The sequence below is a fragment of the Dactylosporangium darangshiense genome (assembly GCF_039537565.1).
Classification (GTDB): domain Bacteria; phylum Actinomycetota; class Actinomycetes; order Mycobacteriales; family Micromonosporaceae; genus Dactylosporangium; species Dactylosporangium darangshiense.
The window spans coordinates 34,067-48,489 of record NZ_BAABAT010000036.1; the positions used below are offsets into that span (position 1 = coordinate 34,067).

Consider the following 14,423-nt stretch of genomic DNA (forward strand, 5'->3'; position numbering starts at 1 on the left):
AGCCGCGCTCAGCGCGACAAGACGGCGGTCACCCCCTGGCCGCCGGCGGCGCAGATGGAGATTAACCCGCGCCCGGAGCCGCGCTCGGCCAGCAGCTTCGCGAGCGTCGCCACGATCCGCCCGCCGGTCGCGGCGAACGGGTGGCCGGCGGCCAGCGACGAGCCGTTGACGTTGAGCCGGTCGCGGTCGATGGCGCCGAGCGGCTCGGACAGGCCGAGGCGCTCCTTGCAGAACGCCGGGTCCTGCCAGGCCTTGAGCGTGGCGAGCACCTGCGAGGCGAACGCCTCGTGGATCTCGTAGAGGTCGAAGTCGCCCAGGGCGAGGCCCTGCCGGGCGAGCATGCGGGGCACCGCATACGCCGGGGCCATGAGCAGCCCGTCTGCGCCGTGCACGAAGTCCACCGCGGCCGTCTCGCCCGTCTCGAAGTACGCCAGGATCGGCAGGCTGCGCGCCTTGGCCCACGCCTCGGAGGCGAGCAGCACCACGGCCGCTCCGTCCGTCAGGGGCGTGGAGTTGCCGGCGGTCATCGTCGCCTCGGGGCCGCGCCCGTAGACCGGCCGGAGCTTGGCGAGCCGCTCCAGCGACGTGTCCGGGCGCAGGTTCTCGTCGCGGGACAGCCCGAGGTACGGCGTGACGAGATCGTCGAAGAAACCCCGCTCGTAGGCGGCGGCCAGCCGCTGGTGCGAGGCGAGGGCGAGCGCGTCCTGCTCCTCGCGGCCGATGCCGAACTCGAGGGCGGTGATCGCGGCCGACTCGCCCATGGACAGGCCGGTGCGCGGCTCCGAATTGCGGGGAATATCCGGCTTGAGCTGGGTAGGCCGGAATTTGCTCACCGCGCGGAGGCGAGCGCCGAGCGAGCGGGCCCGATTGAGCTCCATCATGATCCGCCGGGCGTCCTCGTTCACCCCGAGGGGCGCATCGGAGGTGGTGTCCACGCCGCCGGCGATGCCCGCCTCGATCTGGCCGAGGGCGATCTTGTTGGCAACGAGAATCACCGCCTCGAGGCCTGTTCCGCAGGCCTGCTGCACGTCGTAGGCGGGGGTGCGCGGGTCGAGACGGGAACCGAGCACGGACTCACGCGTCAGGTTGAAGTCGCGGCTGTGTTTGAGCACCGCACCGGCGGCGACCTCGCCGAGCCGCTCCCCCGCGAGGCCGTAGCGCGCCACGAGTCCGTCTATGGCGGCGGTCAGCATGTCCTGGTTTGATGCAGTGGCGTAGGCGCTGCCCGAGCGCGCAAAGGGGATGCGGTTTCCGCCGACGACTGCGACCCGGACGGGGGTTTCCGAGCGGGCTTTCGAGGGGGCCATCGGAGTCTCCTTCTCGACGCGACTGGGCGTGCTGGCGTTACCCTACTCGCGAGTAGGTTAGCGCGTTTGTAGTGACTGGGGAGGCACCGCAATGACCGACCGCTACGCCACCTTCGCCCACTCGGGCGCGGGAAGATTCCTCGTCAGACGCCTTGGCCTACCGGATCCGCCGAAGCTTCGACGGTACGAGAAGGGCGCCGAGTTCGGGCCGGTCGCCCTCGGTGGGGACGGGCGGCTGGCCGAACCGACGCGCCAGATCCTCGACAAGCTCCCGATCAGCCTGTCCACCGGCGCCGAGGACCGTTGCGCGGCGCTGATCTTCGACGCGAGCGGCATCACCGGCAGTGAAGGGCTGGGCTCGCTCTACGAGTACTTTCACCCGATAGTTCGCTCGCTGCTCCCCTCCGGCCGGCTCGTGGTGCTGGGCAGCCCGCCGGAGATGTGCACGAGCGCCCGCGAGGCGACCGCACAGCGCGCGCTCGAGGGGTTCGTGCGCTCCATGGGCAAGGAGGTCGGCCGCGGCTCGACCGCCCAGCTCGTCTACGTCGCGCCAGGCGCCGAGGAGGCCACCGAGTCGACGCTGCGGTTCCTGCTGTCTGGGCGCTCGGCGTACGTCTCGGGCCAGGTCGTGCGCATCGGCCCGGCCGCCGTCGACGTCCCGGACGACTGGGACCAGCCGCTGGTCGGCAAGACCGCGATCGTCACCGGCGCCGCCCGCGGCATCGGCGCGGCGATCGCCCGCGTGCTCGCCCGCGAGGGCGCGCACGTGGTCTGCCTTGACGTCCCCGCCGCCGGCGAGGAGCTCGCCGAGGTCGCCAACGAGGTCAAGGGCACCGCGCTGCAGCTCGACCTGACCGCCGAGGACGCGCCGCGCCGGCTCGCCGACTTCATCGCGACCCGGCACGTGCACGCCGACGTGTTCGTGCACAACGCCGGCATCACCCGGGACAAGACCCTCGGCCGCATGGACGAGGGCCAGTGGAGCTCGGTGCTCGACGTGAACCTGTGCAGCCAGGAGCGGATCAACGACGTGCTGCTCGCCGAGAACCTGCTCGGCGGCAACGGCCGGATCGTGTCGGTCTCCTCGGTCTCCGGCATCGCCGGCAACCGCGGCCAGACCAACTACGCCACCTCCAAGGCGGGCGTGATCGGCCTGGTGCAGGCCACCGCCGGCGCGGTCGCCGAGCATGGGCTCACCATCAACGCGGTGGCGCCCGGGTTCATCGAGACGACGATGACCGCGGCGATGCCGATGTTCGTGCGCGAGGGCGGCCGGCGGCTCAACAGCATGTCGCAGGGCGGGCTGCCGGTGGACGTGGCCGAGACGATCGCCTGGCTGGCCCACCCCGCCTCGGGCGGCGTCAACGGCAACGTCATCCGGGTCTGCGGGCAGAGCCTGCTGGGGGCGTAATGGCGATCACCGTGCTCGAGCGGCCGCCGCGGCTCGGGCCGCTCTACCGCGCCGCCGCGCTGCGCCGCTCCACCGGCTCGACGCTGCCGGACCGCGAGCTGCGGCTGGAGGGCGTGCGGGTCGACCTGGCGCACCTGGCGGAGTACGACCGGGTGTGCGGCTTCCGGCTGTCCGACGAGCTACCGGCGACCTACCCGCACGTGCTCGCGTTCCCGCTGGCCATGGCCCTGATGACGGCCGACGACTTCCCGTTTCCGCTGCTCGGGCTCGTGCACGTGGCCAACCGGATCGACGTGTGCCGGCCGCTGCACTCGGGCGAGACGTTCGCGCTCTCGGTGCGGGCCGAGGGGCTGCGCCCGCACGAGCGCGGCACCCAGCTCGACGTGGTCGCGACCGCGGAGTCCGGCGGCGAGGTGGTGTGGAAGGACCGCTCGACGTACCTGCGCAAGACCGGAAAGTCCGCGAAGTCCGACAAGTCGGATAGAGGCGAGCCGCCACCTGCGACCGCGGTCTGGCGCGTTCCGAGGCGCACCGGCACGGACTACGCGGCCGTCTCGGGCGACCGCAACCCCATCCACACCAGCCGCATCCTGGCGAGGGCGTTCGGCTTCCCGAAGACGATCGCGCACGGCATGTGGACCAAGGCCCGCTGCCTCGCCGCGCTCGAGGGCCGCCTCCCCGACGCCTATGGCGTCGACGTCGCCTTCAAGCTGCCGATCCTCCTGCCCGCCACCGTCGGTTTCGAGGCGCAACCACACAAAACCTGGCGTTTCGCGGTACACGATCGAAGGACCGGCAAGCCCCACCTTGCCGGCGCGATCATTGAGGCCGACTAGAGCCTGTCCTGCCGATCATGTCGAGCCGAGACGAGGTCCAGATTTCGTCTGCGTGCGGCCCGCGGAAGCCAGGCTACCGGTGCTGTAACCGGGCTTTCGCGGGACGTGCGCAGGCGGAATCTGGGCCCGGCGCAGGCAGGCATGATCGGCAGGACAGGGCCTAGGAGGGGTCGGGCATGCGGCCCGGCGACAGGCGGTCCTCGGGGTCGAGGGCGAGCTTGATCCGTGCCGCGTCCGAGGACATCGGCTCCGGGCCGTGCGTCTCGACCAGTTCCCGCAGGTCCAGCGGTGCGCGCAGCAGGGTGCAGCCACCGCCGCCGCGCGCCAGCAGGACCGTGCGGGCGGCGGTGAGCATGCCGTCGAGCCGCTCGGGCGAGACGGTGTCGGGCAGGGCAACGTGCGCTACGCCGAGCCCGACCGAGCCGCGCACCGGCACGGGCATGCCGGCGGCGTCGCGCAGCGCGTAGACGACCGCGAACAGCTCGCTGGGCCGGCCCCAGACCTTCAGGGCCACGTCGTCGGCGTCGAACGGATACCGCCCCCACCAGGCGGGCGGCAGCTGCTCGACCGTGGCGGCGCCGCCGAGCAGCTTCGCGGCGGTCTCGGCGCGCTGCAGCGCGACCGCCCGCTCGCCCTCGAAGAGCGCGGCGAGCTCGGCCGGGCGCCCGCGGGCCACGCCGGGCAGGTCGGCCTCGATCGCCACCGGGTCCAGCGGCGAGGCGACGAGGGCCTCGGTGAGCTGCTGCACCTCGCGCGGGGTGGTCACCGGCCGGGTCACCCAGGCCCGCGCCGCCGGCAGCGGCTCGAGCCGCAGGGTCGCCTCGGTGATCACGCCGAGCGTGCCGTAGGAGCCGCAGGCGTGCCGGGCCAGGTCGAAGCCGTCGACGCTGCGCTCCAGGCTGCCCTCGTCCAGTGCGACCTGCACGCCGGTGACCAGGTCGCGGGGCGCGCCGAAGCGGTGGCGCAGCGGGCCGGCCTCGTTGGTGGCCAGCACGCCGCCGAGCGTCGCGGCCGGCGAGCCGACGTCCAGCGGCAGGCGGCAGTTCTCCTTGAGCAGGTGCGCCCGCAGGGCCCGCATCGAGGTGCCGGCCGCGACGGTCGCGGTCATCGCGGCGGGCGAGAAGTCGAGCACCCCGGCGATCCGGCCGAGGTCGAGCAGCAGGTCCGCGTGTGTCGGGGGCGGTCCCCAGTCGAGCTTCGTCCCGGCGCCCGAGGGGACGACGGACAGGCCCTCGGCGGCGGCGAACCGCAGCACCTCGGCCACCTCGGCCGCGCCGCCCGGCGCGACCACCCAGCCGACCGGCACCCCGTCGACCGTGTCAGCCGGGCCCGCCTCCCACACGTTCTCCGGCCCGCACGCCTCGGCTAACGCCTCGATCACCGTCACCGCAACTCCCGCTTCCCTGATCACCAGCCGGCACCGTTGGACCGGCGGACACCGTTGCCGTGGGGAAGATCGGTCGAAGGGAATCGCGGTAGCCGGGGGCAGGACGACATGATCCCGGCTTTCCCAAAGACGCGCTCAATTACGTCGGACTTCGAACATGCGTTCGAGAGCCTATTCGCTCCTTACGACAGCCGCAAGACCTGCTTGAGGAACGCGGACCGGTCGGCGGTCGCGGCGGGGAAGGCGGCCAGGTCATGGCCCGTGTCGTAGTCCTTGCGCTGCTTCGACCCGGCGACGGCGGCGGTCAGCTCCGCGCGCTCGGCCTCGGGCACGACCGCGTCGGTCTTGCCGAACTGCAGCAGGACGGAGCGCTTGCCGCCGGCGGCGACGTAGGGCGCGGCGTCGAAGCGGCTCAGCGAGTCGAGGTACGCGTGCCAGTCCTGCGGCACCTTCTGCTTGACCATCCAGCGGGAGAAGCGGCTCGTGCCGCTGGCCAGCACCGCGCCGGTGATGCGGGTCTCGAGCCCGAGCAGCACGGCGCCGAGGGCCGCGCCCGAGTGGTGCCCGACGTAGCCGACCCGCGAGCCGTCGCAGTCGGTGCGCCGGATGAGCAGGTCGAAGGCGCGCCGCTGGGCGAGCACCGCCGCGGCCATCATCTTGGCGTCGGCCGACGGGTCGCCGGTGGGCTTGACCGGCACGGAGGCGATCATGACGAGCGCCTTCATCCGGGCGATCGCGGTGGCCTCGTCGAGCAGCTTGTCGCGGTTGCCGTCGGGGCCGGTGGCGAGGACTATCGCGGGCATGCGCAGCGTGTCGCCCGGAATGTCGGCGCTGACCACATACGCCGGGATCTCGTCGTTGCCGCGGGTGTCGGAGTAGGTGATGTCCTCGAGGATGACCCCGTCGCCGCTGCGCCTGTCGGTGAGCTGCGCGTTCAGCGTTGAGCTCTTGTCGTAGTTGTAGAGCTTCTTGAGCTCCGCGATCGGCACGGGGGCCGGGACGTACCCCGAGGGATCGAACGTCGAACCGGCCGGCTCACCCGTCGACGACGCGGAACCGCGCCCCGACGGGTCACTCCCCGCCCCTGGTGTCGACGTCGACCCCTCGGAGCACGCCTGGACCAGCATTGCTGCCAGCCCGGTCACCCCGATGTGCAACACCCCACGACGCCGCACCGGCATCCCTCCGTGGTCTCGCCCGAACTTCGAGACCATGACGGTAACCGGCGTCGCTCTCTCCTGATGGACAGACCACCGAGCGACGCGCGTGGTTGCGTCTTGAAGCAGGTAACGTTTGGTCGTGTGACAACCGAACAGCCGCCCACCGCGAAGCGGGTCCCGCACGAGCGGGTCCACCACGGCGACACCGTGGCCGACGAGTATTTCTGGCTCCAGAACAGGGACGATCCGGACACGGTTGCCTACCTGGAGGCCGAGAACGCGTTCACCACCGCGGCCACCGCCCACCTCGAGGGGCTGCGCGAGACACTGTTCGGTGAGATCAAGAGCCGCACCAAGGAGACCGATCTCTCGGTGCCGACCCGCAAGGGCGGCTACTGGTACTACACCCGCACCGAGGCCGGCAAGCAGTACGGCATCCACTGCCGGGTCGTGGCGGCCGCCGGCCAGGCGGCGCCGCCGGAGATCGGCGACGGCACCCCGCTGCCCGGCGAGGAGATCCTGCTCGACGGCAACGCGCTGGCGGGCGACTCGGAGTTCTTCGCCCTCGGCACGTTCGACCTCAGCGTCGACGGGCACCTGCTCGCGTACAGCACGGACTTCTCCGGCGACGAGCGCTTCACGCTGCGGATCAAGGACCTGCGCACGGGCGAGGACCTGCCCGACGTCATCGAGGACGCCTTCTACGGCTCGGCGTGGTCGGCCGACGGCTCGACGCTGTTCTACGTCACCATCGACGAGGCCTGGCGCCCCTACCGCGTGTGGCGCCACGCGATCGGCACGCCGGCCGCCGACGACGTGATCGTGCACGAGGAGGCCGACGAGCGCTTCTGGGTCGGCGTCGAGCTCACCCGCTCCGAGCGCTTCCTGCTCATCGACATCAACAGCAAGCTCACCAGCGAGGTGCTGGTCATCCCGGCCGACTCGCCGGCCACCACGCCGGTGCCGATCGCGCCGCGCCGGCAGGGCCTGGAGTACTCGGTCGAGCACCACGGCCACCGGTTCCTGATCCTGCACAACGACGGTGCCGAGGACTTCGCCCTGGCGTACACGTCGGTGGACGCCCCCGGCGACTGGATCACGCTTATCGAGCACCAGCCGGGCACCCGGCTGCTGCAGGTCGACGCGTTCTCCGGGCACCTGGTCGTGTCGCTGCGCCGCGACGGGCTCACCGGCATCCGGGTAGTGCCGTTACACGGTGCGGCGCCCTACGACATCGCCTTCCCCGAGCCGCTGTACTCGGTCGGGCCGGAGGCCAACCTGGAGTACGACACCACCTCGTTCCGGCTGCACTACGTGTCGATGGTGACGCCCGACTCGGTGTACGACTGCAACCTGGACAGCGGCGAGCTGACCCTGCGCAAGCAGAAGCCGGTGCTCGGCGACTTCGACGCGTCCCGCTACGAGCAGCACCGCGAGTGGGCCATCGCCGACGACGGCACCCGGGTGCCGATCTCGGTCGTGGCCAAGGCCGGCACGCCCCGGGACGGCTCGGCGCCGGCGGTCCTGTACGGCTACGGCTCGTACGAGTCGTCGATGGACCCCTGGTTCTCCATCGCGCGGCTGTCGCTGCTGGACCGCGGCGTGGTCTTCGCGATCGCGCACATCCGCGGCGGCGGCGAGATGGGCCGGCGCTGGTACGACGAGGGCAAGGTGCTGTCGAAGAAGAACACCTTCACCGACTTCATCGCCTGCGCCGACCACCTGGTCAAGGCCGGCTGGAGCGCGCCGGAGCGGCTGGTGGCCCGGGGCGGCTCGGCCGGCGGCCTGCTGATGGGCGCGGTGGCCAACCTGGCGCCGGCCGCGTTCGGCGGGATCGTCGCGCAGGTGCCGTTCGTGGACGCGCTCAACACGATCCTCGACCCGTCGCTGCCGCTGACCGTCACCGAGTGGGAGGAGTGGGGCAACCCGCTCGAGGACCCCGAGGTGTACGCGTACATGAAGTCGTACACCCCCTATGAGAACCTCACCGCCGCGCCGTACCCGGCGATCCTCGCGGTGACCAGCCTCAATGACACGCGGGTGCTCTTCCACGAGCCGGCCAAATGGGTGGCCCGGCTGCGCGCCCTGTCGCCCTCGACGGACGTGCTGCTCAAGACGGAGATGGGCGCCGGGCACGGCGGGCCGAGCGGGCGCTACGACGCATGGCGCGAGGAGGCCTTCATCACGGCCTGGGTGCTCGACAAGGTCGGGCGGGCCTGACGCAGCCTGACTTATCCACAGGCTGTGGGTAATGCCTGTGTGAACAGGCGCCATTACTGCCCGAGTTATCCACAGCCTCGCGGCTCGTTGTCCACAGCCACCTGTGGACAACGGGTTCAGGCAAACAGGCGGGCGGCCAGCTCGGGCGCGATGTTGCCGCCGCTGATCACCGCGACCGTGCGCCCGGCGGGCAGCTCGTCGCGGCGGTGCAGCACGGCGGCGGTGGCCACGGCGCCGCTGGGCTCGACGATCAGGCGGGCCCGGCGGGCCAGCGTGCGGACGGTGTCGAGGATCTCCGCCTCGCTCACCGTCACGATCGCGTCAAGGTAGCTGGACAGGTGGGCCAGCGTGAGCTCCGACAGCGAGGTGCGCAGCCCGTCGGCGACGGTGCTGAGCATCCGCTCCTCGGGCCAGACCCGCACCACGCCGGCGGCGAGGCTCTCGGCGGCGTCGGCGGCGACCGCCGGCTCGACGCCGATCACCGCGACGTGCGGCGCGAGCGACTTGATCGCCGTGGCGACGCCGGAGGACAGCCCGCCGCCGCCGACCGGCACCACGACCACGTCGACGCTGGAGAGGTCCTCGAAGATCTCCAGGCCGACCGTGCCCTGGCCGGCGATGATGTCCGGGTGGTCGTACGGCGGGATGAGCGTCAGGCCCCGCTCGGCCACCAGCCGGTTCGCGACGACCTCGCGCTGCGACTGGGGAACGAGGATCACCTCGGCGCCGTAGCCACGGGTCGCGTCGATCTTCAGCGGCGTGGACACGTCGGGCATGACGACGGTGACCGGCACGCCCAGCGCCCGGCCCGCGTAGGCCAGGGCCTGGCCGTGGTTGCCCGACGAGTGGGTCACCACGCCCGCGCGGCGGCGCTCCAGGTCAAGGCGGTGCAGCGCGTTGGTCGCGCCGCGCAGCTTGAACGCCCCGATCGGCTGGAGGCTCTCGGGCTTGAGCCACAGCTCCTCCGCCCACGGGCTCGGCAGCAGCGGCGTGCGCACCACGAGACCGGACACGCGGGCCGCGGCGTCCCGGATGTCGTCCAGTTGAACGAGGTTCTGCTGTGTCGCGGTCACGTCGCCCATCCTGACATCACCATCCCGGACTCACCCTCGTCGCAGCAGGGGAATGAGAGATCCATAACGCCGCGGCCGGGCCCGCGCTAGCCGCTGCTGTAGAAGCGGGCCGCGCCGGGGTGCAGCGGTATGGGATCGGTCTGCGGCGCCGTGCCCTTGTCGAAGTTGCCGCCCTCCGGATGGACCTTGGCGAGGTCCTTCTGGTAGTCGAACAGCACCTTCGTCAGCTCGTAGGCCAGATCGTCGGGCATGTCGGGCGACACGACGATGAAGTTGCCGATGACGATCGTGTCGATGTCGCCGGGGGTGTTGTACGTCGCCTTGGGGATCTTGGCGCCGCTGTAGACGGGGCCGTAGCGGTACGTCAACGGCTGCAGCAGCGACGAGAGCGGCAGGAACTGGTATGCGCCCGGCGACCCGGTCCCCAGCAGGTCGGCGATGCCCGGGGTGGGCAGGCCGCCGGTGAAGAAGAAGGCGTCCGTGGTGCCCGCCTGCATGCCCTTCGTGGTCTCCGGCAGCGACAGGCGCTGCCGCACGATGTCGGTGTCGGGGTTGAGCCCGCCGGCGAAGAGGATCCGCCCGGCGACGACGTCGACGCCGGAGCCGGCCGAGCCGGTGGAGACCCGCTTGCCGCGCAGGTCGGAGAACTTGGTGATGTGTGCCGATGCGCGCACGACGAGGTGGACATAGCTCTTGTACACCCGCGCCAGCGCCACCACCTTCTGCGGCTTGCCGTCGAAGGTGCCCTTGCCGGTGTAGGCGTCGGCGGCCGTGTCGGCCAGCGTCAGCGCGATGTCCATGTCGCCGGTGGCGATCCGCTGGATGTTCTCGCCGGACGCGCCGGTCGCCTCGGCGCGGGCCTCATAGCCGGTGACGTGCTTGGTGATCAGGTCGGCGTAGCCGCCGCCGATCGCGTAGTACACGCCGCTGGTGTTGCCGGTGGCGATGAAGAGCCGGCCGCCGTGCCAGAGCCCGGCGCCCGGGCGCTGCGCCAGGCTGGAGCAGGCGGCGAGCAGGAGCGCCGCCGCCAGCACCAGTGCCAGATTCCGGATCTTCGTGCGTTGGGGTGTCAACCGGGCCTTCCCACCTGAGCAACTCACCTGGACAAAGCGTCGCGCGGGAGCGGGTCCAGCGCGTCGGCGACGCGGTGGACCAGCATGGCCGTCTCGTAGCCGACCTGGCCCAGGTCGCAGCCGGGCGCGGCGAGGACGCCGAGCAGCGCCCGGTCGCCCACGGACATGACGATCATGACGCCGCCGTCCATGTCGACGATGGTCTGTCGCACGTGGCCGGCCTGCATGACGCGGGCGGCGCCGAACACCAGGCTCGCCAGGCCGCTGATCACGGCTGCGAGGTGGTCGGCCTGGTCGATCGGCAGGTCCGCGGAGCAGGCCAGACGCAGCCCGTCGCCGGAGACGGTGATGGCGTGCGCCACGTCTGGCACCTGCCGAGCAAAGCTCGCCATCAGCCAGTCGAGCTGTCCGGCGCCGTGCGTTTGCTGAGACATCATGAATCCTTTTGTCCTGGGGCTGTGCTGTTGGAACGTCGTGCAGCGGCCGAGACGCCCTCGGCGAATGCGGACAGCCGCGACCGGATCTGCTCCGGGTCGACCGGTGCGCCGCGAGGTGCTTCGGCGCGGGGTTCGGTGGTTTCCGGTGCGAGCTGCGCACCGGGACGACGGCGAGGAAGATGTTCTTGCTCCGACATCGAGCCACCTCCGGCACTGGACGGGCCCCCGGGCCGCGGCGGCCACGTGCCGGGGGAGCCCCAGGTGGTTTGTGCGCCGTATGACGGCGGCGCGGGCCGTTCGGCCGGCAGCGAGGCAGGTGCGGGGGCGGGTGCTACCCGGGCTACGCCGCGCGGCGGGGTGTTGCCGCCCGCGTAGGCCACCTGAGGCGCGGGCGGCGGGGTCCAGCCGCCGCTCGCGATGCTGCCGGCGGCGCCTGTGGGGCTGACGCCGGTGTTGCTGAGGTACGGACGGAACCAGGGCGCGGCGCCGGCGGGTGTGGCCGCGACGGACGCGGCTACCGGCTGGTGCTCCGGCTCGGGACGGCGTTGTTGCGGTACCTGTGGCGGTGGCGCGGCGGCGAGCGGCTGGTTGCGGCCGATCGGCGCGCCGACGGTGGACGGGACCTGCACCGGTCGCGCGGCCGGTGCCTGCACGGCCGGGACCGCCCCGGCGTCGGTGCCGCGGCCCGCGGGCAGGGCGCTGACGTGCTCGAGCAGCCGGTGCGGCAGCAGGACGTACGCGATGGTGCCGCCGCCCGTGGTCTGCAGCTGCACCCGGACGCCGTGGCGTGCGGCGAGGTGGGAGACCACGTGCAGGCCCATCGTGCCGGCCGCGGCACTGCTCAGCGTGCTCGGCACGGCCAGCCGCGAGTTGATCTCGGCGAGACGGGCCGGGACGATGCCGATGCCCCGGTCGTGCACCCGGATCATGGCGCCCTCCGGGGTCGGCCGGGCGTCGACCTGCACCGGCTCGGTCGGCGGCGAGAAGGCCGTGGCGTTCTCCAGCAGCTCAGCGAGCAGGTGGACGAGGTCGCCGACGACCGGGCCGACGATGGCCAGGTCGGCGGGCTGGAACTCGACCCGGGCGTACTCCTCGATCTCCGACGCGGCCGCGGTGATGACGGCGCCGAGCCCGACGGCCGTGGTCTGCGGGCGGCCGGGCTCGCCGCCGGAGAGGACCAACAGGTTCTCCCCGTTGCGGCGCAGGCGGGCGGCGAGGTGGTCCAGGGCGAACAGGCGGGCCAGTGCGTCCGGGTCGGTCTCGTCGCGCTCGAACTCGTCGAGCAGCCGCAGCTGGCGGGTGATGAGCGTGCGGATGCGCCGGGCCAGCACCTCGGCCATGCGCGCGACGTCGACGCGCAGCTCGGCCTGCTCACCGGCCAGGCGCAGCGCGGTGCGGTGCACCGTGCCGAACGCCTCGGCCACCTGGCCGACCTCGTCGTTGACCGCGGCGATGTCGCGTGTGACCTCGGCTGCGGTCTGGCCGCTGTCCATGACCGACGGCGCGAGCGCGGCCGTGCCGGCGGTGACGGAGCCGATCGCGTCGGGCAGGTCGCGGCGGGCCACCTGCAGGGCGGCGCCGCGCAGCAGGTTGAGCCGGCGGGCCGTGCGCACCGCGAGGACGATGGCGATCGCGAGGGCGGCGAGGCCCAGCAGGGCGGTGCCGAGCCCGGTGGTCCAGGCGAGCCGGGACGCGTTGACGGCGATCTGGTCCGAGCGGGTGGCGAGCGCGTTGGCGATCTCGACGGTGACGATGTTGACCCGGCGGATCACGCCGCTCTGCGCCACGAACCAGGCGTCGGGGTCGACGCGCAGGCTGGAGGAGTCGCGCTCGGCGTTGCGGGCGGAGGCGCTCAGGCTGTCGGCGGTGTCGATGTCGGTGCCGTGCAGCTCCTCCTGGTACCGCGACAGCTGCGCCGGCGTCGCCACCCGGCGGAACTCCGCCTCGCGCTGCGCACGGGCGCCCTGGACCTGCGAGAGGCTGCCGAGGTCGCCCGGCTGCAGGTTGCCCCGGCCGAAGACGGTGCGCAGCAGGTCGCGCTCGACGGCCGAGTAGTGCTCCATCGCGGCCATCGCGGCCAGCGCTCGGGCCGTCTTCTGCAGCTCGGTGTCCTGGATCTGGCCGGGCACGGCGTCGGCGACGGAGAGCAGGGCGTCGGCGAGGCCGCCGTAGACGATGTCGGTGACGATCACCATCGTCGCGGTGCCGTTGTCCAGCGACTGGCGGGTGAAGTGCAGCTGGCCGTAGTTGCTGCCGGCGACCCGGACGGGCGTGGCCAGCGCCGGCGCCGCGTCGACCGCATCGGCGGCGTCGGCGAAGAACCGGGATGCGGCCTCGTCGGTGCGGGCGCGCTGCGCGGCGACGAGCGAGAAGCCGGACTTGCCGCCGCGCTGCTGCAGGGCTGCGGTCTCGGCGAGCTCGCGCTCGAGCTCGTTGACGAAGAGCGCGGCGCTGCCGGCGGTCTCCGACAGCGTGCGGGCGTGTCCGGCGTCGCGCGCGGCGGCGACGGAGGTGGCCGTCTGGACCGAGCCGAGGACGACGAGGCCGACCATCGCGACGACGATCGGCGCGAGCAGCTGGGCGCGGACCGAGCGCAGCCGGCTCGGGCGCGGGCCGCCGCCGCGGCGGTGCCCGGCCACAGACGTGTCGGTGCCCGCGCTGCGGCGCGTCTGGCCGCCCGAGGCGGCGCCGTGACGCGGCACTGGGGAGCGGGAGGGGCCGCTGCCTGCCACCGCCTGGCCTCCTAAAGGTAGCGGCTCCGTAGCGGAGCGTGCTGAAGAGAGCGCTCCAACGCAGGGACGTCAAAGTCGGATCCACTACGGAACACGATCAGGCACGCTACTCGAAGAGGTCGGATCCCTAAAGAGTCCTTAGCCGAACGGCCGATGCGTTCTCACTGTGCGTGATCTAGGCGTCGCGCAAAGGACCAGACGGCCGCCACAATGATCACCAAAGCCACGCCGAGGCCTTCTCCCAGCGCCGCGCCGCTTGTCGGATCGCCAGCAGGCGACGGGGACGGTAACACCCGGCCGCCGACGCGGAGGACGCCGGCCGGCCGGACGGCTCCCCCGGCGTCGCGACCGGCGGAATCATGGCCGGGCCGCTCGGCTCGACAGTAAGGCCGGCCAGCGTCGGCGACGGCCCGAACGGCTCGAGTATGGGTGGCGGACCGGGCAGCGGCGGCCCCGGTGGGGCGCCGGACCGGTGAGTCCGAGCGCGCCGCCGGGACCGCCTCGAGCCTTTGCACTCGATTAAGTCGGAGGATTAAAGGCGGCTTTGGCGGCCGTCGATGGCCTTGGCCCGGACCGGTTGAGGTTCCGGGAGGTTCTGGACGAACCGGCCGAACAGCACGGCCGAGATGACCACGCAGACGGCCAGCACCGTTGCCGCGGTCAGGGCGGCGCGCGAGGTCGCCACCCAGCCGGCGTCGGCGAGCAGGACGAGCAGCCACATTGCGGCCGTCGCCTTCAGGACGCGGTTGCGGTATCGACTCATGACGAGGTGGATACCCCCGCTTTC

11 protein-coding genes are annotated in these 14,423 nt (G+C 72.3%); 3 read left to right on the forward strand and 8 right to left on the reverse strand.

Annotation, left to right across the window (positions count from 1 at the left end; genetic code table 11):
• Window positions 1-8: 8 nt before the first annotated feature.
• Complete coding sequence (locus ABD901_RS42240; protein ID WP_345136418.1) at window positions 9-1,307, reverse strand: acetyl-CoA C-acetyltransferase; 1,299 nt, start codon at window positions 1,305-1,307, stop codon at window positions 9-11.
• A gap of 91 nt (window positions 1,308-1,398) precedes the next feature.
• Between ABD901_RS42240 and ABD901_RS42245 the strand changes: the two genes are divergently transcribed.
• Together ABD901_RS42245 and ABD901_RS42250 are read left to right on the forward strand one after the other, a co-directional pair.
• On the forward strand, window positions 1,399-2,718 hold the full coding sequence (locus ABD901_RS42245) for a 3-oxoacyl-ACP reductase (RefSeq protein ID WP_345136427.1): 1,320 nt from the start codon (window positions 1,399-1,401) through the stop codon (window positions 2,716-2,718).
• Window positions 2,718-3,554 carry a MaoC/PaaZ C-terminal domain-containing protein gene (locus tag ABD901_RS42250; protein ID WP_345136429.1) on the forward strand — a complete coding sequence of 279 codons (837 nt, stop codon included), beginning with the start codon at window positions 2,718-2,720 and terminating at the stop codon, window positions 3,552-3,554. Before ABD901_RS42245 ends, ABD901_RS42250 begins: the two co-directional genes overlap by 1 nt.
• Window positions 3,555-3,714: 160 nt before the next feature.
• Here ABD901_RS42250 and ABD901_RS42255 read toward each other — a convergent pair whose 3' ends face one another.
• On the reverse strand, window positions 3,715-4,941 hold the full coding sequence (locus ABD901_RS42255; protein WP_345136431.1) for an FAD-binding oxidoreductase: 1,227 nt from the start codon (window positions 4,939-4,941) through the stop codon (window positions 3,715-3,717).
• Window positions 4,942-5,123: 182 nt separating this feature from the next.
• Entirely contained in the window at window positions 5,124-6,116 is a 993-nt protein-coding gene (locus tag ABD901_RS42260; protein WP_345136437.1) for a dienelactone hydrolase family protein, read from the reverse strand.
• 126 nt (window positions 6,117-6,242) lie between these two features.
• On the opposite strand from ABD901_RS42260, the gene ABD901_RS42265 reads away from it, so the two are divergent.
• Window positions 6,243-8,321 carry a S9 family peptidase gene (locus tag ABD901_RS42265; RefSeq protein ID WP_345136442.1) on the forward strand — a complete coding sequence of 693 codons (2,079 nt, stop codon included), beginning with the start codon at window positions 6,243-6,245 and terminating at the stop codon, window positions 8,319-8,321.
• A gap of 116 nt (window positions 8,322-8,437) precedes the next feature.
• Here ABD901_RS42265 and ABD901_RS42270 read toward each other — a convergent pair whose 3' ends face one another.
• The 5 genes from ABD901_RS42270 to ABD901_RS42290 form a co-directional block, all read right to left on the reverse strand.
• Window positions 8,438-9,394, reverse strand: coding sequence for a threonine ammonia-lyase (locus tag ABD901_RS42270; RefSeq protein WP_345136443.1), 957 nt, complete (start codon window positions 9,392-9,394; stop codon window positions 8,438-8,440).
• A gap of 86 nt (window positions 9,395-9,480) precedes the next feature.
• On the reverse strand, window positions 9,481-10,467 hold the full coding sequence (locus ABD901_RS42275) for a TAXI family TRAP transporter solute-binding subunit (protein ID WP_345136455.1): 987 nt from the start codon (window positions 10,465-10,467) through the stop codon (window positions 9,481-9,483).
• A gap of 23 nt (window positions 10,468-10,490) precedes the next feature.
• Window positions 10,491-10,901 carry a roadblock/LC7 domain-containing protein gene (locus ABD901_RS42280; RefSeq protein ID WP_345136457.1) on the reverse strand — a complete coding sequence of 137 codons (411 nt, stop codon included), beginning with the start codon at window positions 10,899-10,901 and terminating at the stop codon, window positions 10,491-10,493.
• Complete coding sequence (locus ABD901_RS42285) at window positions 10,901-13,543, reverse strand: sensor histidine kinase (RefSeq protein ID WP_345136460.1); 2,643 nt, start codon at window positions 13,541-13,543, stop codon at window positions 10,901-10,903. The genes ABD901_RS42280 and ABD901_RS42285 overlap by 1 nt, the downstream gene beginning before the upstream one ends.
• A gap of 625 nt (window positions 13,544-14,168) precedes the next feature.
• Entirely contained in the window at window positions 14,169-14,399 is a 231-nt protein-coding gene (locus ABD901_RS42290; protein WP_345136462.1) for a hypothetical protein, read from the reverse strand.
• Window positions 14,400-14,423 lie beyond the last annotated feature (24 nt).

Excerpts from the sequence above, each read along its gene's own strand:
- ABD901_RS42240 (WP_345136418.1), bottom strand. The coding sequence starts at position 1,307 with ATGGCCCCCTCGAAAGCCCGCTCGGAAACCCCCGTCCGGGTCGCAGTC.
- ABD901_RS42245 (WP_345136427.1), top strand. The coding sequence starts at position 1,399 with ATGACCGACCGCTACGCCACCTTCGCCCACTCGGGCGCGGGAAGATTC.
- ABD901_RS42250 (WP_345136429.1), top strand. The coding sequence starts at position 2,718 with ATGGCGATCACCGTGCTCGAGCGGCCGCCGCGGCTCGGGCCGCTCTAC.
- ABD901_RS42280 (WP_345136457.1), bottom strand. The coding sequence starts at position 10,901 with ATGTCTCAGCAAACGCACGGCGCCGGACAGCTCGACTGGCTGATGGCG.
- ABD901_RS42290 (WP_345136462.1), bottom strand. The coding sequence starts at position 14,399 with ATGAGTCGATACCGCAACCGCGTCCTGAAGGCGACGGCCGCAATGTGG.